18 protein-coding genes and 1 pseudogene are annotated in these 17748 nt (G+C 71.5%); 8 read left to right on the forward strand and 11 right to left on the reverse strand.

Annotated elements, in window-relative coordinates; translation table 11 throughout:
* Positions 1-262 precede the first annotated feature (262 nt).
* The 6 genes from ACIA5C_RS08280 (at position 263) to ACIA5C_RS08305 (ending at position 7585) form a co-directional block, all read left to right on the forward strand.
* On the forward strand, positions 263-1354 hold the full coding sequence (locus ACIA5C_RS08280) for a uroporphyrinogen-III synthase (protein WP_396052544.1): 1092 nt from the start codon (positions 263-265) through the stop codon (positions 1352-1354).
* Positions 1351-2001 (forward strand): sirohydrochlorin chelatase, encoded by a 651-nt coding sequence (locus ACIA5C_RS08285; RefSeq protein WP_396052546.1) that lies wholly within the window; start codon positions 1351-1353, stop codon positions 1999-2001. The genes ACIA5C_RS08280 and ACIA5C_RS08285 overlap by 4 nt, the downstream gene beginning before the upstream one ends.
* 68 nt (positions 2002-2069) lie before the next feature.
* Positions 2070-4523 carry a nitrite reductase large subunit NirB gene (gene nirB, locus ACIA5C_RS08290; RefSeq protein WP_396052548.1) on the forward strand — a complete coding sequence of 818 codons (2454 nt, stop codon included), beginning with the start codon at positions 2070-2072 and terminating at the stop codon, positions 4521-4523.
* A complete protein-coding gene (locus ACIA5C_RS08295) occupies positions 4520-4816 on the forward strand; it encodes a Rieske (2Fe-2S) protein (RefSeq protein ID WP_396052550.1) in 297 nt (98 codons plus the stop codon). The genes nirB and ACIA5C_RS08295 overlap by 4 nt, the downstream gene beginning before the upstream one ends.
* A gap of 1 nt (position 4817) precedes the next feature.
* Positions 4818-6137, forward strand: coding sequence for a nitrate/nitrite transporter (locus tag ACIA5C_RS08300; RefSeq protein ID WP_396052552.1), 1320 nt, complete (start codon positions 4818-4820; stop codon positions 6135-6137).
* 44 nt (positions 6138-6181) lie between these two features.
* Positions 6182-7585 (forward strand): pyridoxal phosphate-dependent decarboxylase family protein, encoded by a 1404-nt coding sequence (locus ACIA5C_RS08305; RefSeq protein ID WP_396052554.1) that lies wholly within the window; start codon positions 6182-6184, stop codon positions 7583-7585.
* 125 nt (positions 7586-7710) lie between these two features.
* On the opposite strand, the gene ACIA5C_RS08310 is transcribed toward ACIA5C_RS08305, so the two are convergent.
* Positions 7711-8154, reverse strand: a complete 444-nt coding sequence (locus ACIA5C_RS08310; protein ID WP_396052556.1) for a pyridoxamine 5'-phosphate oxidase family protein — start codon at positions 8152-8154, stop codon at positions 7711-7713.
* Between the two features lie 4 nt (positions 8155-8158).
* A complete protein-coding gene (locus tag ACIA5C_RS08315) occupies positions 8159-8758 on the reverse strand; it encodes a trypsin-like peptidase domain-containing protein (RefSeq protein WP_396052558.1) in 600 nt (199 codons plus the stop codon).
* A 210-nt stretch (positions 8759-8968) separates the two neighbouring features.
* Between ACIA5C_RS08315 and ACIA5C_RS08320 the strand changes: the two genes are divergently transcribed.
* Positions 8969-9631 (forward strand): DedA family protein, encoded by a 663-nt coding sequence (locus tag ACIA5C_RS08320; protein ID WP_396052559.1) that lies wholly within the window; start codon positions 8969-8971, stop codon positions 9629-9631.
* Here ACIA5C_RS08320 and ACIA5C_RS08325 read toward each other — a convergent pair.
* From ACIA5C_RS08325 to ACIA5C_RS08345, 5 genes are read right to left on the reverse strand one after another with little or no spacing between them, the layout of a single operon-like run.
* A complete protein-coding gene (locus ACIA5C_RS08325; RefSeq protein ID WP_396052561.1) occupies positions 9594-10265 on the reverse strand; it encodes a response regulator in 672 nt (223 codons plus the stop codon). The two genes, ACIA5C_RS08320 and ACIA5C_RS08325, sit on opposite strands and share 38 nt — an antisense overlap.
* A complete protein-coding gene (locus ACIA5C_RS08330; RefSeq protein WP_396052563.1) occupies positions 10262-11635 on the reverse strand; it encodes a DUF4118 domain-containing protein in 1374 nt (457 codons plus the stop codon). The genes ACIA5C_RS08325 and ACIA5C_RS08330 overlap by 4 nt, the downstream gene beginning before the upstream one ends.
* Positions 11632-14121: a DEAD/DEAH box helicase gene (locus tag ACIA5C_RS08335; protein WP_396052564.1), complete on the reverse strand. Its 2490-nt coding sequence runs from the start codon at positions 14119-14121 to the stop codon at positions 11632-11634. The genes ACIA5C_RS08330 and ACIA5C_RS08335 overlap by 4 nt, the downstream gene beginning before the upstream one ends.
* A gap of 19 nt (positions 14122-14140) precedes the next feature.
* Positions 14141-14779: a nucleotidyl transferase AbiEii/AbiGii toxin family protein gene (locus tag ACIA5C_RS08340; RefSeq protein ID WP_396052566.1), complete on the reverse strand. Its 639-nt coding sequence runs from the start codon at positions 14777-14779 to the stop codon at positions 14141-14143.
* Complete coding sequence (locus tag ACIA5C_RS08345; protein ID WP_396052567.1) at positions 14776-15105, reverse strand: hypothetical protein; 330 nt, start codon at positions 15103-15105, stop codon at positions 14776-14778. The genes ACIA5C_RS08340 and ACIA5C_RS08345 overlap by 4 nt, the downstream gene beginning before the upstream one ends.
* Before the next feature lie 150 nt (positions 15106-15255).
* Here ACIA5C_RS08345 and ACIA5C_RS08350 point away from each other — a divergent pair, with 150 nt between their 5' ends.
* Positions 15256-15396: a hypothetical protein gene (locus ACIA5C_RS08350; protein WP_396052569.1), complete on the forward strand. Its 141-nt coding sequence runs from the start codon at positions 15256-15258 to the stop codon at positions 15394-15396.
* On the opposite strand, the gene ACIA5C_RS08355 is transcribed toward ACIA5C_RS08350, so the two are convergent.
* The 4 genes and pseudogenes from ACIA5C_RS08355 to mgrA all read right to left on the reverse strand — a co-directional run bounded on the left by ACIA5C_RS08355 (position 15393) and on the right by mgrA (position 17699).
* On the reverse strand, positions 15393-15557 hold the full coding sequence (locus ACIA5C_RS08355) for a hypothetical protein (RefSeq protein WP_396052571.1): 165 nt from the start codon (positions 15555-15557) through the stop codon (positions 15393-15395). The two genes, ACIA5C_RS08350 and ACIA5C_RS08355, sit on opposite strands and share 4 nt — an antisense overlap.
* Positions 15554-16017, reverse strand: a pseudogene (locus ACIA5C_RS08360) (DNA polymerase beta superfamily protein). Before ACIA5C_RS08360 ends, ACIA5C_RS08355 begins: the two are co-directional and overlap by 4 nt.
* Positions 16014-16688 (reverse strand): DNA polymerase beta superfamily protein, encoded by a 675-nt coding sequence (locus ACIA5C_RS08365; protein WP_396052573.1) that lies wholly within the window; start codon positions 16686-16688, stop codon positions 16014-16016. Before ACIA5C_RS08365 ends, ACIA5C_RS08360 begins: the two are co-directional and overlap by 4 nt.
* 15 nt (positions 16689-16703) lie before the next feature.
* Positions 16704-17699 carry an L-glyceraldehyde 3-phosphate reductase gene (gene mgrA / locus ACIA5C_RS08370; protein ID WP_396052575.1) on the reverse strand — a complete coding sequence of 332 codons (996 nt, stop codon included), beginning with the start codon at positions 17697-17699 and terminating at the stop codon, positions 16704-16706.
* Positions 17700-17748 lie beyond the last annotated feature (49 nt).

Consider the following 17748-nt stretch of genomic DNA (forward strand, 5'->3'; position numbering starts at 1 on the left):
CTGGCGTGGGCGGTGCGGTCGGTGTCGTCGGTTGTGGGCCGGCGTGGCCGACGTGTGTCGACCAGCACCGGCGGGCGGGGTGGTGCTGGGCGCCGCAGGGCGGGGTTCGTGGTGGGGCGGGGGCCTGGTGGATGCTTGGGCGGCGGCTGTTGTTGTGGTCACAGGGCGTACCGGGTGGTTGTGATGCCGCGTTAGCGGCGCGGAAACATCGGGTCGATCGGGTGGAAATTTGGGCTGGGGAAAGTCGCGGGATGGGGAATCTATGGGTGCGGGTGTGCTGACCGGGTTCACGGTGGCGGTCACCGCCGAGCGGCGGCGGGAGGAGATGACCGCTCTGCTCGAGCGGCGGGGGGCCCGTGTCGTCAGTGCGCCCGCGATCAGCATTGTGCCGCTCGTCGACGACGAGGCGTTGCACGCGGCCACCTCGGCCTGCATCGGGCTCGCGCCCGACGTGGTGATCGCCACCACCGGGATCGGGTTTCGCGGGTGGCTCGAGGCGGCCGAGGGCTGGGGGCTGGGGGACACGCTGCGGGCCACGCTCGGCCAGGCGAAGATTATTGCCCGGGGGCCGAAGCCGTGCGGGGCGATCCGGGCGGCCGGGCTGACCGAGGACTGGGCGGCCAAGACCGAGTCGACCGACGAGATTCTGCAGCGGCTGCTCGCCGACGGGGTTGCTGGGCATCGGGTCGTGGTGCAGGAGCACGGTGAGCCGCAGACCGAGTTCGTCGCCGCGCTTCGTGCCGCCGGTGCCGCGGTGGTCGAGGTGCCGGTCTACCGGTGGGTGATTCCGGCGGACGGTTCCGGCGTACGCCGGATGGCCGACCAGATCGTCGCCGGTCAGATCGACGCCGTCACGTTCACCAGTGCGCCGGCCGTCAAAGCGTTCCTGCGGGTCGCCGGGCCGGCGGTGCTGGAGGCGATGAAGAGCCGGACGCTCGCCGCCTGCGTCGGCCCGGTGACCGCGGCGCAGCTGACGAAGTACGACGTGCCGGTCGTGATGCCCGAGCGCTACCGCCTCGGCGCCCTGATCCGCACGGTCACCGAGGAACTTCCCAAACGGGCCCGGCACCTGCGGGTGGCCGGCGACGACCTCGAGGTCCGCGGCCACGCCGTGCTGATCGGCGGCACCGCGCACACCCTCGCCCCGGCCGGGATGGCGATCCTCGAGGCGCTGGCCGCCAAGCCGGGCAAGGTCGTCGGCAAGGACCAGCTGATCGAGGTGCTGCCGCGGGGCAACGACGGCCACGCGGTCGACGTCGCCGTGGCCCGCCTGCGCACCGCGCTCGGCTCCGGGCGGCACATCGAGACGGTCATCAAGCGGGGCTACCGCCTGCGCGTGGACGAAGCGGAATGACGATGCGGGGGGCACGGCCCGTCCTGATCGCGGTCGCGCACGGGACGCGGAGTGCGTCCGGCCAGGTCCAGATCCGTGAGCTGGTCACCCGGGTCGCGCGGCAGCGGCCGGGGCTGGACGTGCGGCTCTGCTACGCCGACGTGCAACGGCCGCGGGTCGGCGAGGTGGTCGACGGCGGCGTGGTCGTGCCGCTGCTGCTGTCGGCCGGGCATCACGTGCGGGTCGACATCGCCGACGCGGCTGCCGGCACGCCCGCGGTGGTCGCCGAGCCGCTCGGGCCCGACCGCGTACTGGAGGAAAGCCTCACCCGGCACCTGCCCGCCGCCGACGCGGTGGTGGTGGCCGCCGCCGGATCGAAGGATCCGGCCTGGCGGGCCTCCGTCGAACAGGTCGGCGCCGATTTCGGCGCGCCCGTCGCGTACGCCTCGGGGAGTGACCGGAAAGTCGCCGATGTGGTCGCCGCGTTACGGCGTCGCGGAGCCCGGCGGATAGCGATCGCCGCCTATCTGCTGGCCGACGGCCATTTCTACCGCACGTTGCACCGGGCCGGCGCCGACGCGGTGACGCCGCCGCTCAGTCTGGACCCGGCCGTCGCCTCGCTGGTGCTCCGGCGATATGACCTCACAATGGCGCTGAGCCGGTTGTAGGGAAATCCGAACGGGCCCGCAATAGGGGCGGCCCCGGCGGTAAACATTCGCCGGACAGCATTTGGGTCGTGACCGATAAAAGACGACTGGTGGTCATCGGCAACGGGATGGCCGGCGCCCGGACGGTCGAGGAAATCCTTGCCCGCGGCGGCGATTTCGACATCACGATGTTCGGCGACGAGCCCTACGGCAACTACAACCGCATCATGCTGTCCAACGTTCTCGCGGGGGTGGAGGACGAGGCCGGCATTTTCCTCAACGACCTTTCCTGGTACGCCGACCACGGCATCACCCTGCACGCCGGCACCCGCATCGACCGCATCGACCGCGCCTCGAGGACGGTCCACGCCGAGGACGGCCGCGCGACCGGCTACGACAAGCTGATCATCGCGACCGGGAGCCGCGCGTTCGTGCCGCCGATCCCGGGGCTGCACCGGCCGGGCCGCGGCTACCACCAGGGTGTCTTCGCGTTCCGCACGCTCGACGACACCCGGGCCATGATCCGGTACGCCCGGGAACACGAACGGGCGGTCGTGATCGGCGGCGGCCTGCTCGGGCTGGAGGCGGCCCGCGGCCTGCAGAACCATCTGCCGCACGTCACCCTGGTCCATGCGACCGGCCATCTGATGAACACCCAGTTGAACGAGGCGGCCGGTCGGACCCTCCAGCGGACCATCGAGCAGCGGCTCGGCATCGAGGTGCTGGTCGGCGCCACCACGACCGAGATCCTCGGGAAGCACGCGGTGACCGGCGTCCGGCTGGCCGACGGCCGGGTCGTGCCGTGCGACGTGGTCGTGGTGGCGGCCGGTATCCGGGCCAACGCCGAGGTGGCCGCGGCGAGCGGGCTGCCGGTGGAGCGGGGCATCGTGGTCGACGACCAGATGCGGGCCGGCCCGGACGTCTACGCGGTCGGGGAGTGCGCCCAGCACCGCGGCGAGGTCTACGGTCTGGTCGCTCCGCTGTGGGAGCAGGCCCGGGTGCTGGCCGACCACCTGACCGGGGCCGCCCCGGACGCCGCCTACCGCGGGTCGAAGGTCAGCACGAAGCTCAAGGTCGCGGGCGTCGACGTCGCCTCGATGGGCCTGACCGCGCCGGCCGACGGCGACGAGTCCGTCACTTTCGCCGAGCCGTCCCGGGGCATCTACAAGAACGTCATCGTGCGCGACGGGCGCCTGGTCGGTGCGACCCTGGTCGGTGACGTCGGGAAGGCGGCGTACCTGATCCAGGCGTACGAGAGAGGCCTGGACCTGCCCGCCGAGCGTGCGTCCCTGATGTTCGACCTCGGCGGCGAAGGCGCCGAGGTCAGCCCGGCCGAGATGCCGGACGGCACCCAGGTCTGCAACTGCAACGGGGTGGCCAAGTCGGCGATCTGCGGCGCGGTCGCCGACGGCTGCCGGACGGTCGGCGCGGTCATGGACCGGACCCGGGCCGGCAAGGGTTGCGGCACGTGCAAGCCGCTCGTGGACCGGATCGTCACCTGGGCGGCCGGGGGCGCCCTCGACGAGGACCCGGCCGCGTCCTACTACGTGCCGGGTGTCCCGCTGCCGAAGTCCGAGCTGATGGCCGCGGTCCGGCGGCTGGGGCTGAAGTCGGTGTCGGCGGTCTTCGGCGCCCTCGGCGGTGAGGAGGACGCGAAGAGCAAGATGGGCCTCGCGTCGCTGCTCAAGATGATGTGGGGCGACGAGTACGTCGACGAGCGTGACGCCCGTTTCATCAACGACCGCGTGCACGCCAACATCCAGCGCGACGGCACGTTCTCGGTGGTGCCGCAGATGAAGGGCGGCGTCACCACCCCGGCCCAGCTCAAGCGGATCGCCGAGGTGGCCGAGAAGTACGACGTCCCGATGGTCAAACTGACCGGTGGTCAGCGGATCGACCTGCTGGGCGTCCCGAAGGAGAAACTGCCGGACATCTGGGCCGACCTCGACATGCCGTCCGGATATGCGTACGCGAAAAGCTTCCGCACGGTGAAGACGTGCGTCGGTTCGGACTTCTGCCGGTTCGGGGTCGGCGACTCGACGGCGCTGGGTATCGCGCTCGAGGAGCGCTATCAGGGCATCGAGGGCCCGGGGAAGATGAAACTCGCGGTCACCGGGTGCCCGCGGAACTGCGCCGAGGCGTACGTGAAAGATCTCGGCGTGGTGGCGATCGACGGCGGTAAATGGGAAATCTACGTGGGCGGAGCCGCCGGGGCCCACGTACGCAAGGGCGACCTGCTGGCGACCGTGGATTCGGCCGACGAGGTGATCGTCCTGGCCGGACGGTTCCTGCAGTTCTACCGCGAGAACGGCAACTGGCTGGAGCGGACGTACGCCTTCGTCCCGCGGATCGGCATCGAGCGCATCAAGGCGATCGTCGTCGACGACGCCGACGGGACCGCGGGCGCCCTGGACGCGGCGATGGACGCCTCGGTGGCGGCCTACCGCGACCCCTGGCAGGAGCGGGCGCGGGAGATCACCCCGGGCCAGTTCCGGACCTCCCTGCCGCTGACCGTTCTGCCCCAGGTGCCGGTGCGGGCATGACCGTTCTCGGCGACATTCGCGACATCCCGCTCGGCGAGGGCCGGGCGTACGCGGTCGGCGGCGAGTCGGTGGCCGTCTTCCGGCTGCGGGACGGCTCGGTCCGTGCCCTCTCCGCGGTCTGCCCGCACCGGGGCGGCCCGCTCGCCGACGGGCAGATCGACCTCAAGCAGGTCGTCTGCCCGCTGCACCTGAACGCCTGGGACCTCACCACCGGCTGCTCGCTTTCCGGGCAGCCCGACCTGATCAGCTACCCGGTGCGCCTCGACGGCGACCGGATCGTCCTGGGGGAGTGACATGACCGCGACCTTGCCGGCCGTCCGGCCGTCGGAAACCAGCCGCTGGATCGATGACTGGCGGCCGGAGGACACCTCGTTCTGGCGCGCCACCGGCGCCCGGATCGCCCGCCGCAACCTGATCTTCTCGATCATCTCGGAGCACATCGGCTTCTCGGTGTGGTCGCTCTGGTCGGTGCTGGTGCTGTTCCTCGGACCGGCCTACGGCATCGATCCGGCCGGCAAGTTTCTGCTCACCGCCGTGCCCACGCTGGTCGGGGCGGCACTCCGGATCCCGTACAGCTTTGCCGTGACCCGCTTCGGCGGGCGGAACTGGACCGTTTTCAGCGCCTCCCTGCTGCTGATTCCCGCGGTGGCGGCGGCATTCCTGATCCGGCCCGGCGTGTCGTTCCCGACCCTCGTCGTGCTGGCCGCGGTGGCCGGGGTCGGCGGCGGCAACTTCGCTTCCTCGATGACCAACATCAATGCGTTCTACCCGGAACGGCTCAAGGGCTGGGCGCTCGGCATCAACGCCGGCGGTGGCAATCTCGGCGTCGCCGCGGTGCAACTGGTCGGGCTGCTCGTGCTCGCCGTCTGGGGGGCCGGACACCCGGGGATCGTGGCCGGCATCTACATTCCGCTCATCGTGCTGGCGGCACTCGGATCGGCGCTCGCGATGGACAACCTGTCCCAGGCCCGCACCGAGAAACGCGGGTTGCGCGACGCCGTCCGGGACGCCGACACCTGGGTCATGTCGTTGCTCTACATCGGCACGTTCGGCTCGTTCATCGGTTTCGGTTTCGCCTTCGGACAGGTGCTGCAGGTGCAGTTCCACGACCAGTTCGCGACGCCGGTCCGGGCCGCCTACCTGACGTTTCTCGGGCCGCTGCTCGGCTCACTGGTGCGGCCGCTGGGCGGTTTCCTGGCCGACCGGCTCGGCGGTGCCCGGGTCACGTTCGTGAACTTCATCGCGATGGCCCTCGGCGCCGGGATCGTACTGTTCGCGGCCGGCCAGAAATCGTTGCCGCTCTACCTGGTCGGGTTCGTCGTGCTCTTCGTGCTCAGTGGGCTGGGCAACGGGTCCACGTACAAAATGATCCCGGCCGTCTTCGGCCGCAAACATCCGCACGATCCGCACGAGGCACGCCGGCTGACCGGCGCCGTCATCGGCATCGCCGGGGCGGTCGGCGCCTTCGGCGGGGTGCTGGTCAACCTCGCGTTCCGGCAGTCGTTCCTGACCACCGGCAGCGCGAATGCGGCGTACCTGGCGTTCATCGCCTTCTACGTCGTCTGCGTAGTGGTCACCTGGACGGTCTATCTCCGCCGACCGGCCACCGTCTGAGGATCGGACCTCGTTTCCCGGCCGCGTTGCGCGATGCTGCTGACATGGCAGAACCCGTGCTTTCCCAGGTGTTCGACGCGGCCGGTCCCTACCTCGACTCCCTCGCCACCCGGCCGGTCCACGATCCGGCCTCGGAGGAACTGCTGGCCCGCCTCGGCGGGCCACTTCCGGAAACCGGCGTCGGCGCCGCCTCGGCGGTTTCCGAACTGCTCGACGTCGGTACGCGCGCGGCAACGGCGTCCGCGGGTCCCCGCTTCTTCCATTTCGTGACCGGGGGCGTCACCGAGGCCGCGCTCGCCGCCGACTGGACCGCCTCCCTGCTCGACCAGAACGCGTTCTCGCGCGTGGCGTCGCCGTTCGCCACATTCACCGAGGGCGTTGCGATCGACTGGCTGCGCGACCTGGCCGGGCTGCCTGGAGGATGGGGCGGGGCCCTGGTGGCATCGGCGACGTTCGCCAATTTCACGTCGCTCGGGTGCGCCACACAGTGGTGGGGTTCGCGGCTCGGAGCCGATACGGTCCGGGACGGCCTTTCCGGGCTGCCGCGAATGCCGGTCTTCTCGGGCGGCTATGTGCACGCGAGCGCACGGAAGGCGCTGCAGATGCTCGGCCACGGGCGTGATGCCGTACAGGTGTGCGCGGCCGACGAGGCCGGCCGGGTCTCCCTTTCCGAGATGCGCTCCCGCCTCTCGGCGTTGAACGGCGCCCCCGCGGTGATCATCGCGAATGCGGGCGAGGTCAACGCGGGCGACTTCGACCCGGTCTCCGACCTGGCCGACCTGGCCGCGGAATTCGGCTGCTGGCTGCACGTGGACGGCGCGTTCGGGCTCTTCGCGGCCGTGTCGCCCCGGACCGCCCACCTGGTCTCCGGTATCGACCGCGCCGATTCGATCGCGGCGGACGGCCACAAGTGGCTGAACGTGCCGTACGAGAGCGGCTTCGCCCTGATCCGCGACCCGGACCGCCTCGGACAGGCCTTCGGCATGCCGGGCGCCGCCTACCTGCCCGGACCCGGGGACCTGGCCGGCGGGTACGCGCTGTACGGCCCCGAGTCGTCGCGGCGGGCGCGGTCGCTCCCGATCTGGGCGACGCTCGCGGCGTACGGCCGGTCCGGCTATCGGGAGATGGTCGAGCGGCACCTCGATCTGGCCCAGCACCTGGCCGGCCTGGTCGACGCCTCACCGGTGCTCCAGCGGCTCGCCGACGTGCCGCTCTGCATCGTGTGCCTGCGCGCCTGCCCGCCCGGCGTCGAACCCTCCGGCCTGGACGACTTCAACCGCCGCCTCGGTGCCGCCCTGATCGCGGACGGCCGGGTCTACGCGGGCACCACCGTCTACGCGGGCCGGGTGGCGCTGCGCCCGGCGATCGTCAACTGGCGGACCGGCCCGGCCGACATCGAGTTGTTCGTGGACGTGCTGCACGAGCTGATCACCGGCTTGCAGAACTGAGCAGGTGGGTTACGCCCTCGCGGACGGCGTCCCGGTCGGTGAGGCCGAACCGATGCAGCGTCGCCCGGTCGCGGCCGCACGGCGTCACCTCGTCGAGGGACGCAGCTCGAAACCGAAGTGGACACCTAGGCCCGCTCGGCCGTGCGGAGCCCCTCGCCCGGCGTCCACCACTCGACGACCAGCAGCGTTGCCGCGGGATCGAGGTGAGTGTGGACGACCGAGGCGATGTCGGCCCGGAAGCGGTCCCCGTCCGGCCCCGTCGAGGCGACCACCCGGCCCGAGATCTTGGCCTCGCCGGGCCAGGACGCCTCGGCGCCCTCGATCGGGTCGACCGTGCCGCTGTGCAGGGCGAACCGGGGATCGCGGAGCAGGTCGGCGCCCTTGCGGGCGTGCGGCATCGAGCCGAACACCAGTTCGCCGTCGTCGAAGGTGCACTCGATGCCCGAGATGCGGGGTGAACCGTCGGCCCGCAGGGTCGCGAGGGTCTTGTGCCGGTGGGCGTCGAACAGTGCTCGTACGCGTTCCGCGAACGCCGGTGACGCCCGGGTGAACTCGTGCCACGAAGTCATCCGCTCAGGCTACGTCGATCAAGGGTCCCGCCTCGAGAAGCGCGGCCAGGCGGCGCCCCGAACGGGCGTGGCCGAGGTGGTGGTCGAGGCGGGCCACGGCGTACCGGTCGCGGGCCGTCACCACGCCGACGGCGAGCCCGCCCGCGAAGGCCACCGCTCCCGGGCGGGCCTCGGCGGCGATGTCGAAGGTGTCACTCGAGGAGCCGACGACCCGCCCGACCTCGGCACCGAGCGAAGTGGACACGTCGAGCGACGCCGGCCGGCCGGTCACCCGGCCGTAGCGGGTCGGGGACGGCAGCACCGGGACGGCGCCCGGGGTCAGGCGCAGGACGGCCAGGTCGGCGTCGACGTCGAGCCAGACGACCGCGGCCAGGACCTCGCGGGAGCCGGGCCGCCCGGTGTCGAGCTGGATCACGATGCGGGCGGCCCGGCGTACCGGCTGGGCCGCGGTGAGCACGGTGTCCTCGCCGACGAGGTAGCCCGAGCCGCGCCGGCCCCGGGCGACGACCTCGACCGCGAGGCGCGCGTAAGGGTGGCACGCGCGCCCGATGGCCGGACGCGCGCCCAGGAGACCGACACGACTGCCTTCTGCACGCACCCGCATCCCCCGATCGCTGCGTGAGAGCTTCCATCCTCTCCGTAGTCGGGGGGAGTCGAGGATCGTCCCTTCGGGTGGCCACCGTTGGCCGCCTGCCGGATGTTCACTGCCGATCGGCCGGTACGCACCCCAGTTTGAGGCCGGCCGAGCGGCCGTGACGTCTCTCATCGTGGTCACAGCCGACCTGCCCTAGATTGGGGCGGAGCCGACGGGGGGATGAGCATTTTGGACGTGGTCGCACTTCCGCTGCTCGGGGTGGTGAGCCGCTTCGGCTATCTCGGGGTGAGCGGGATCGTGTTCATCGAGAGCTTCGGTGTCCCGGCGCCCGGCGAGACGTCGATCATCGCCGGGTCGGTGCTGGCCGGCAGCGGCCGGCTCAACATCTTCGTGGTCGCCCTCGTCGCCTTCCTGGCCGCGGTCGGCGGCGACAGCATCGGCTACCTGATCGGCCGCACCGGAGGACGCAGCCTGCTGCTGCGGTTCGGCCGGTACGTCGGGCTGAACGAGCGCCGGCTGGCCCGGGTCGAGAAGTTCATGGCCCGGCGGGGCGCGGCCATGGTCGTGGTGGCCCGGTTCATCGAGGGGCTGCGCCAGCTCAACGGCGTGGTCGCCGGCGTCACGCGCATGCCGTTCCTGAAGTTCCTGATCTGCAACGCGATCGGCGCCGCGCTCTGGGTCGGGGTGTGGTCGTCGGCCGGCTACTTCGCCGGCAACCATCTGGACGCCATCGAGGGCGCGTTCCACCGCTACTCGAACGTGGCGCTGGCCGCGATCGTGGTGCTCGTCGCCGCGTACATCTGGCACCACGTGCGCCGCAGGCGCGCGCACCGGGCGGAAGATCTCAAGGCTGAAAGCGATAACCCATCCCCGGCTCGGTGAGCAGGTGCCGGGGCCGGGTCGGGTCGTCCTCGAGCTTGCGCCGCAGCCGGGCCATGTACTGCCGCAGATAGTTGGTCTCGGTGCTGTACTGCGGGCCCCAGATCTCGCGCAGCAGGTGCCGTTGGGTGATCAGCTTGCCGGGGTTGCGCACGAGGTGTTCGAGCAGCTGCCATTCGGTCGGGGTGAGCCGGAACTCGGCCGGTGTGATCGTGTGGTCGCCGAGGTCGATCGTGAAGCGGCCGATCCGCGCCGTCGCCGCCGCCGCGTCCTGCGGGTGGGCCCGGCGGGTGACCGCCCGGATGCGGGCGAGCAGTTCGTCGACGCCGAACGGCTTGGTGATGTAGTCGTCGGCGCCCGCGTCGAGCGCGCCGACCTTGTCCGTGCCCTCGGCCCGGCCGGAAAGCACGATGATCGGCACGGTGCTCCAGCCGCGCAGCCCGCGGATCACGTCGTTGCCGTCCATGTCCGGCAGTCCGAGGTCGAGCACGACCAGGTCGGGCGGGTGCGCGGCGGCCGTCCTGAGGGCGGTCTGCCCGTCGTCGGCGACGTCCACCTCGTAGGCTCGGGCGCGCAGGTTGATGCGCAGCGCCCGCAGGATCTGCGGGTCGTCGTCGACGACCAGGATGCGGGTCACCGATCGGCCTTCGGCAGGGCGATCACCATGGTCAGTCCGCCCCCGGGGGTGTCCTCGGGGGTGAGCGTACCGCCCATCGCCTCGGTGAGGCCGCGCGACAACGCGAGGCCGAGCCCGACGCCGGTGTGGTTGTCCCGGTCGCCGAGGCGCTGGAACGGCTGGAAGACGCGGTCACGGCCGCTGGCGGGGATGCCCGGCCCGCAGTCGATGACGCTGAGCCGGACCTGTCCGGCAACGTCGGCCGCGGTGATCACCGGGGGCCGGCCGGCCGGGGCGTAGCGCAGGGCGTTGCCGACGACGTTGACCAGCACCCGGTCGAGCAGGCCCGGATCGGCCCGGACCGCCGCGAGATCATCGGGGATGCGTACCTCGACCCGCCGGGCGGCCGGGCCGAGTTCGTCGAGCGCCCGCGGCACGACCTCCTCCAGGCCCACGCTCACCGGCGTCATTCCAAGGGCGCCCGCCTGGAGCCGGCTCATGTCGAGCAGGTTGGCGACCAGCGCGGTCAGCCGGTCCAGGGATTCGTCGGCGGTGGCCAGCAGCTCGGCGCGGTCCTGTTCGCCGAAGGCGACCTCGTCGCTGCGCAGGCCGGCGACCGCCGCTTTCGCGCTGGCCAGTGGCGTGCGCAGGTCGTGGCTCACCGCGGCGAGCAGGGCGGTGCGGACCCGGTCGCCCTCGGCCGCGGCGGCCAGCCGCTGCTGCCGGAGGGCAACCGCCGACTGGGCCGCGAAAGCCTCCACGATCCGGCGGGCGCCCGGCGGCAGCGGGGGGCCGTGCAGTACGAGGACCAGATCTTCGTCCGCCTTCACGGTCGTGTCCTCGCCCTCGCCCTCGCCGTCGCCGGATGCGGGCGAGGGCGAGCCGACCGCCGCGGCCGTCCGCCATCCGGAACCCGAGCGTTCCCGCAAGGTCACCGAGGCGAGCGCGAAGGTGTCGCGGAGCTGGTGCAACAGGGCGTCGAGCGGATCGGCGCCGCGCAGAACACTTCCGGCCACGGTGGCCAAGGTCTGTGCATCGGCGCCGGCCCGGGCCGCTTGCGCCGTACGGCGTCCCGCCAGGTCGACGACCCACGAGACGGCCAGCGCCACCACCACGAACACGGCCAGCGCGACCAGGTTGGCCGCGGTGGCGATCGTCAGCGTGTGCAGGGGAGGGGTGAAGAAGTAGTTGAGCAGCAGGAACCCGCCGACCGCGGCGGGCAGGGCCGGCCACAGACCGCCGAGCAACGCCACCCCGACCACGGCGGCCAGGAACAGCAGGATGTCGTCGGTCAGCGGCAGCCCGCTCCCGGCGTGCAGCGCCAGCGTCAGCAGCGGCAGGCCGGCGACGGCTGCGACGAAGCCGCCGAGCTGTCGCCGGCGCGACCTCATTCGTGCGGGCCGACCGCGGTCACCGTGACCGCGGCCGCGCCGGCCTCGTCCGAGGCGGCAAGGTCGATCACCGCGTCGATGCCCCAGTCGTGGTCGCCGTCCGGGTCCTCGAAGACCTGGCGGACGGTCCAGCTCGAGGCGCCGGCGTCGATGTGGAGCAGGGCCGGGCCGCGGGCGGACGGGCCGGTGCCGATCGAGTCGTACTCGTCGTAGTAGTCCTCGATCGCGTCCTCCCAGGCGGCGGCGTCCCAGCCGGCCTCGGCGTCGAGTTCGCCCAGATCGGCGTAGCGCCGCAGCGCGGCCAGCTCGACCCGCCGGAACATCGCGTTGCGCACCAGCACCCGGAAGGCGCGGGTGTTGCGGGTGACCGCCGGCGGCTTGTCGTCGAGGCGTGCCTCTTCGATCACCGCCCCCGGGTTGCGCAGCCGCTCCCACTCGTCGAGCAGGCTGGAGTCGACCTGGCGGACCAGCTCGCCCAGCCACTCGATCAGGTCGGTCAGCTCCTCGGTGCGGGCGTCCTCGGGCACCGTCTGCCGCAGCGCCCGGAAGGCGTCGGCCAGGTAGCGCAGCACCAGACCCTCGGAGCGGGACAGGCCGTAGAACGAGACGTACTCGGTGAAGGTCATCGCCCGCTCGTACATGTCGCGGACCACGCTCTTCGGCTTGAGCTCGTAGTCGGCGACCCACGGGTGGCCGCGCCGGTAGGTCTCGTACGCCCCGTCGAGCAGGTCGGCCAGCGGCCGCGGATGGGTGACGTCCTCGAGGAGCTCCATCCGCTGCTCGTACTCGATGCCCTCGGCCTTCATCGCGCCGACCGCCTCGCCGCGGGCCTTCTGCCGCTGCGCCGACAGCACCTGCCGCGGGTCCTCGAGCGTCGACTCGATCACCGAGACGACGTCGAGCGGGTAGTCGGGCGCCTCCCGGTCGAGCAGTTCCAGGCAGGCCAGCGCGAACGGCGACAGCGCCTGGTTGAGCGCGAAGTCGAGCTGCAGGTCTTCGACCAGGCGGTACGTGCCCTCGGCCGTACGCTCGATGACCCCGCCCGCGAGGAGCGCCTTGGCGATCGCCACCGCCCGCCGGATGTGCCGGCGCTGCGCGGCCGGCTCCTCGTGGTTGTCGGTGAGCAGGTGCCGCATCGCCTGGAACGGGTCGCCGCCGCGCGAGATCACGTTGAGCAGCATCGCGTGGGTCACCTGGAACGACGAGGTCAGCGGCTCCGGATCGGCGGCGACCAGCCGGTCGAACGTCGGCTGTCCCCAGCCGATCGTGCCCTCCGGCGGCTTCTTGCGGACGACCTTGCGCCGCTTCTTCGGATCGTCGCCCGCCTTGGCCAGCGCGCGCTCGTTGTCGATCACGTGCTCGGGGGCCTGCACGATCACCGTGCCGATCGTGTCGAACCCGGCCCGGCCGGCCCGGCCCGCGATCTGGTGGAACTCGCGGGCCTTGAGCAGCCGGGTCTTCACCCCGTCGTACTTCGACAGCCCGGTGAACAGCACCGTACGGATCGGCACGTTGATGCCGACGCCGAGCGTGTCCGTGCCGCAGATGACCTTCAGCAGGCCGGCCTGGGCGAGGGTCTCGACGAGGCGGCGGTACTTCGGCAGCATGCCCGCGTGATGCACGCCGATGCCGTGGCGGACCAGCCGGGTCAGCGTGCGTCCGAAGCCGGCGGTGAACCGGAAGTTGCCGAGCGCGGCGGCGATCGCGTCCTTCTCGGCCCGGGTCGACATGTTGATGCTCATCAGCGACTGCGCGCGTTCGAGGGCCGCCGCCTGCGTGAAGTGCACGATGTAGACCGGGGCCTGCTTGGTCGACAGCAGCTCCTCGATGGTTTCGTGGAGCGGCGTCATCGCGTACGAGAAGAGGAGCGGCACCGGCCGCTCGACGCTGCTCACGACGGCGGTCGCCCGGCCGGTCCGCCGGCTGAGGTCGTCGACGAAGCGCGTGGTGTCGCCCAGCGTCGCCGACATCAGCAGGAACTGGGCCTGCGGCAGCTCGACGATCGGCACCTGCCAGGCCCAGCCGCGGTCCGGCTCCGCGTAGAAGTGGAACTCGTCCATCACGACCTGGCCGACGTCGGCGTCCTTGCCCTCGCGCAGCGCGAGGTTGGCCAGGATCTCGGCGGTGCAGCAGATGATCGGGGCGTCCGCGTTGACGCTGGCGTCGCCGGTGAGCATGCCGACGTTGTGCGCCCCGAAGGTCGCGCACAGGGCGAAGAACTTCTCGCTGACCAGCGCCTTGATCGGCGCGGTGTAGAAGGTGGTGCGCCCGTCGGACAGGGCGGCGAAGTGCGCGCCGGTGGCGACCAGGCTCTTGCCCGACCCGGTGGGGGTGCTGAGGATGACGTTCGCCCCCGAGACGATCTCGATCAGGGCCTCTTCCTGATGGGTGTAGAGCGAGAGGCCCTGCTCGCCCGCCCACTTCTGGAAGGCGTCGAAAACAGCGTCGGGGTCGTTCTTGGCGGGCAGGCGATCGGTCAGCGTCATGATGTGTCAACTATATGGATTACGTGCGCGGCCAGTCCCTCAGGCGCTCCCTCAGCCGCTTGATGTCGTCCGGGCCGAGCCCGTAGAGGGCGAACCGCATGTCGTCGAGCCGGTCGAGATAACGCCCGGCGTCCGCGATGTCCGCCGGATCGAGCGCCGGATCGGCCGCGTGGGCCAGCTCCATGACCTTCGCCATCGGGTACCGCTCCAGGGCGGCCGCGACGTCGATGTAGTCGCGCACCTCACGCCGGTTGACCAGCGCGGCGACCTTGGTGGCGACCAGGTCGTCGAGGTGCATGACCGGGCCCAGCTCCATCACCACGGGTGAGCGGCGGCGGTCGAGGCGGCACAGGGTCAGGCGCAGCGCCCGGTCGGGGGCGGCGACCAGGAACTCCTGCAGGTCCTCGTCCATGCCGGCGAACAGCTCGTCGCCCTCCTCGCGGACCACCCGGTAGCCGGCCCGGGTCAGCGCCTGCGCGACCTCGCCGGCCGCCGCGGCCACGCCGCCGGCGGTGTCGGTGAACAGGTCGACGTCCTCGGTCGGGCGCTGGACCAGGCCGTTGACCAGCCACGCGAAACCGCCGCCGAGCACGAAGCCGTGCTCGGCGGCGACGGTGAGGGCGATGCGGGCGACCTGCGCGTAGAAGGCGTCGGTCACGCCGCCCGCTTCAGGCGCGGATGCCGTGCCTCCCAGGCCAGGCGGACGGCGCGCGGCAGATTGAGGTCCGGCCACAGGCGTACGAGGGTCTGGCCGTTGAGGTAGCGGCGCAGTTCGTCGACGCGGATGGCCTCCCGGAGGACGTTCTCGTACATCCAGGCCAGCATGGTCGGCTGATCGAGGTCGAACGTGTGGTTCGGGTTCCACCACAGCCGCAGCGGCAGCTCGACCCGGCCGCCCGTGGGGCCGCCGAGTTCGTCGAGCGTCCCGGCCACCAGCACGGGCCGGTGCGGCCGTGCCAGGTGGACGACCGGGGCGTCACTCATCGTGGCGAGCATGTGATCAGGGTAAGCGCTGATCGCCGACCGACATAATTCCTAGTTTCCTAGGACGCTCCAGGCGGGGTGAGCGGCTCGGTGCGCTAAGGACAGACAACCAGGGTGGGGGCGGGAAGAACAAGGGCCCAGCGGCGCCGGATGGAGCGCGACCGGCTGGTCGCCTCGGACGCGGTCCGCAGCGCCGGGAAGCTGGGCGTCCGCGTCATTCGCGTCGACGGTTCCCGGGATGCCGGAGCGGTCGCCGACCTCGTGGCCGAGCAATTCCGGGAATTTCTTTAAGGGCGGCCGGCCGCCACCCGGGCCGAAGCCGAGTCGATCAGGACCGGCAGGTGGGCGGCCGGCGCGGACCGTGGCGTCGCGAAGCCGTCCTCCTCGTAGAACGCGACGGCCAGGTCGAGGAGGGTGGGAAGGTCGTCGAGGTCGGCGGCGCGCAGGTTCATGGCAGCCTCGCCTGCACGATCAGGTCGTGCAGGGCGTCGACGGCTTCCGGCGGCGCCGATAGAGGGAGCACCGACGAGTCCCGGGCCGATTCGAGGTCGGCGCGCAGGCGGGGCACGTCGCGGTCGAGGGCGGCCCGGGCCGCCGGTGGCAGCGGTCCGTCCTCCGCTTCCCGCTTGGCGGCGATCAGTTCCGGTACGTAGGGAAGCCCCGCCCCGAGCAGGTCGTGGCTGACCACGTCGAGTTCGATGCCGTCGCGGACGCCCATGTGCTGGACCGTCTCCGGGCCGGTGCGCAGGCCGACCACCTCGGCTACCGGCAGCACGTGGCGGCGCGCAGGTCGAGGTCGGAGTCGACCGAGGCGAAGCCGTACAGGTGGGCCCCGGAGACGGTGGCGAAGACCAGCGGGTAGGGCAGGGACGCGGCTTTCCCGGCCGTCCACGGCGGCACCGTCAAGGTCATGGCAAGCCCTCTTCCCGTACGCGGACAAGCAGTCGATCAATCGCATCGAGGTCCGGCGCCGCCGGGAGCGAGCTGGCCGCGGCCGTCTCGGCCAGCTCCTCCTGCAGGGCCGCCGCCCAGGCCACCACGTCGTCGAACGGCATCTCGCCCGATCGGACGGCCAGCAGGCGGGACCGCAGCGGGGTGATGTCGACCAGGACGTCGCCGGTGCGCAGCACGTGGATGCCGGCCAGCAGCAGCCGGATCATGTGCATGGCCTGTTTGTGGTTGGTCTGTCCGGTGCGCGCCCGCCGGTTGGCGACCCGGGTGAGCTGCTGCTGGGCGTACGCCCCGTAGGTCTGTTCGACGCGCCGCGAGAGGAACGCCGGCCGGGCCGACCGGAGGGCCTGCCCGAGGTCGGTGATCTTTTCGACGATCGGGGACCAGAGCACCTCGAGCACGGTGGGGTTGGCCTGCCGGGCGAGGTCGCAGAACCGCTCGACCTCCCACGAGAACTGCTCGGGCAGCGGGCCGTCGAGGTGCGTCGGCGGCTTGGTGAGTCGCCAGAACAGGCGGGTCGGTGCGGCGAACACGCCCCGGCGGTCGTGGTCGGAACCGGGACCGGACAGACCGTAGGCCCGGGATCCGACCACGACCGCGAGGATCGTGTGCCGCTCGACCAGTTCGATCATGGCCGAGACGATAGGTCAGAGGTCGAGAACTGTCCCGTCGATTTCGTCGGCCTCGGACCGGCTCAGGGCCGGGTTGTCCAGGGCGGCGATGTTGTTCTCGAGCTGGCCGACGCTGCTCGCGCCGATGATCAGGCTGGTCATCCGCGGGTCGCGCAGCGCCCAGGCCAGGGCCAGCTGGGCGAGGCTCTGACCGCGCCGCTTGGCGATGTCGTTGAGCGCGTGGATGCGGCCCATCGTCTTGTTGTCCAGGTCCTTCTCGTTGAGGAAGACGCTGGTGCGCACCCGCGAGTCGTCCGGGATGCCGTTGAGGTAGCGGTCGGTCAGCAGGCCCTGCTGGAGCGGGCTGAACGCGATGCACCCCGCGCCGGCCTCTTCCAGTGTGTCGAGCAGGTTGTCGCGCTCGATCCAGCGGTTGAGGATCGAGTACGACGGCTGGTGGATCAGCAGTGGCGTGCCGAGCTCCTTCAGGATCGCGGCCGCGGCCGCGGTCTGCTCGGCGCTGTAGTTGCTGATGCCGACGTAGAGCGCCTTGCCCGACCGGACCACGGCGTCCAGCGCACCCATGGTCTCTTCCAGCGGGGTGTCCGGGTCGGGCCGGTGGTGGTAGAAGATGTCGACGTAGTCGAGGCCGAGCCGGCTCAGCGACTGGTCGAGGGAGCTGACCAGGTATTTCCGGCTGCCCCACTCGCCGTACGGGCCGTTCCACATGTAGTAGCCGGCCTTGGTCGAGATGACCAGTTCGTCGCGGTGGGCGCGCAGGTCGGTGGCGAGCATGCGGCCGAAGTTGCTCTCGGCGCTGCCGGGCGGCGGCCCGTAGTTGTTGGCCAGGTCGAAGTGGGTGACGCCGAGGTCGAACGCGCGCCGGACGATCTCGCGCTGGCGGTCCCACGGGCGCCCGTCGCCGAAGTTGTGCCACAGCCCGAGCGAGATCGCGGGCAGTTGCAGGCCGCTGCGCCCGGCGCGGCGGTAGGTCATCTTTTCGTAGCGGTCGGCCGCCGGTTCGTAGGTCACACACCACACCCTAGGTACAGGCGCCGGAAACATGATCGCTGGTAGGTTT

It is taken from the genome of Actinoplanes sp. NPDC051343 (assembly GCF_044455125.1).
Taxonomy (GTDB): domain Bacteria; phylum Actinomycetota; class Actinomycetes; order Mycobacteriales; family Micromonosporaceae; genus Actinoplanes.

Excerpts from the sequence above, each read along its gene's own strand:
- ACIA5C_RS08280 (WP_396052544.1), top strand. The coding sequence starts at position 263 with ATGGGTGCGGGTGTGCTGACCGGGTTCACGGTGGCGGTCACCGCCGAG.
- ACIA5C_RS08285 (WP_396052546.1), top strand. The coding sequence starts at position 1,351 with ATGACGATGCGGGGGGCACGGCCCGTCCTGATCGCGGTCGCGCACGGG.
- ACIA5C_RS08295 (WP_396052550.1), top strand. The coding sequence starts at position 4,520 with ATGACCGTTCTCGGCGACATTCGCGACATCCCGCTCGGCGAGGGCCGG.
- ACIA5C_RS08300 (WP_396052552.1), top strand. The coding sequence starts at position 4,818 with ATGACCGCGACCTTGCCGGCCGTCCGGCCGTCGGAAACCAGCCGCTGG.
- ACIA5C_RS08305 (WP_396052554.1), top strand. The coding sequence starts at position 6,182 with ATGGCAGAACCCGTGCTTTCCCAGGTGTTCGACGCGGCCGGTCCCTAC.
- ACIA5C_RS08310 (WP_396052556.1), bottom strand. The coding sequence starts at position 8,154 with ATGACTTCGTGGCACGAGTTCACCCGGGCGTCACCGGCGTTCGCGGAA.
- ACIA5C_RS08315 (WP_396052558.1), bottom strand. The coding sequence starts at position 8,758 with ATGCGGGTGCGTGCAGAAGGCAGTCGTGTCGGTCTCCTGGGCGCGCGT.
- ACIA5C_RS08320 (WP_396052559.1), top strand. The coding sequence starts at position 8,969 with ATGAGCATTTTGGACGTGGTCGCACTTCCGCTGCTCGGGGTGGTGAGC.
- ACIA5C_RS08330 (WP_396052563.1), bottom strand. The coding sequence starts at position 11,635 with ATGAGGTCGCGCCGGCGACAGCTCGGCGGCTTCGTCGCAGCCGTCGCC.
- ACIA5C_RS08335 (WP_396052564.1), bottom strand. The coding sequence starts at position 14,121 with ATGACGCTGACCGATCGCCTGCCCGCCAAGAACGACCCCGACGCTGTT.
- ACIA5C_RS08345 (WP_396052567.1), bottom strand. The coding sequence starts at position 15,105 with ATGAGTGACGCCCCGGTCGTCCACCTGGCACGGCCGCACCGGCCCGTG.
- ACIA5C_RS08350 (WP_396052569.1), top strand. The coding sequence starts at position 15,256 with ATGGAGCGCGACCGGCTGGTCGCCTCGGACGCGGTCCGCAGCGCCGGG.
- ACIA5C_RS08355 (WP_396052571.1), bottom strand. The coding sequence starts at position 15,557 with ATGAACCTGCGCGCCGCCGACCTCGACGACCTTCCCACCCTCCTCGAC.
- ACIA5C_RS08365 (WP_396052573.1), bottom strand. The coding sequence starts at position 16,688 with ATGATCGAACTGGTCGAGCGGCACACGATCCTCGCGGTCGTGGTCGGA.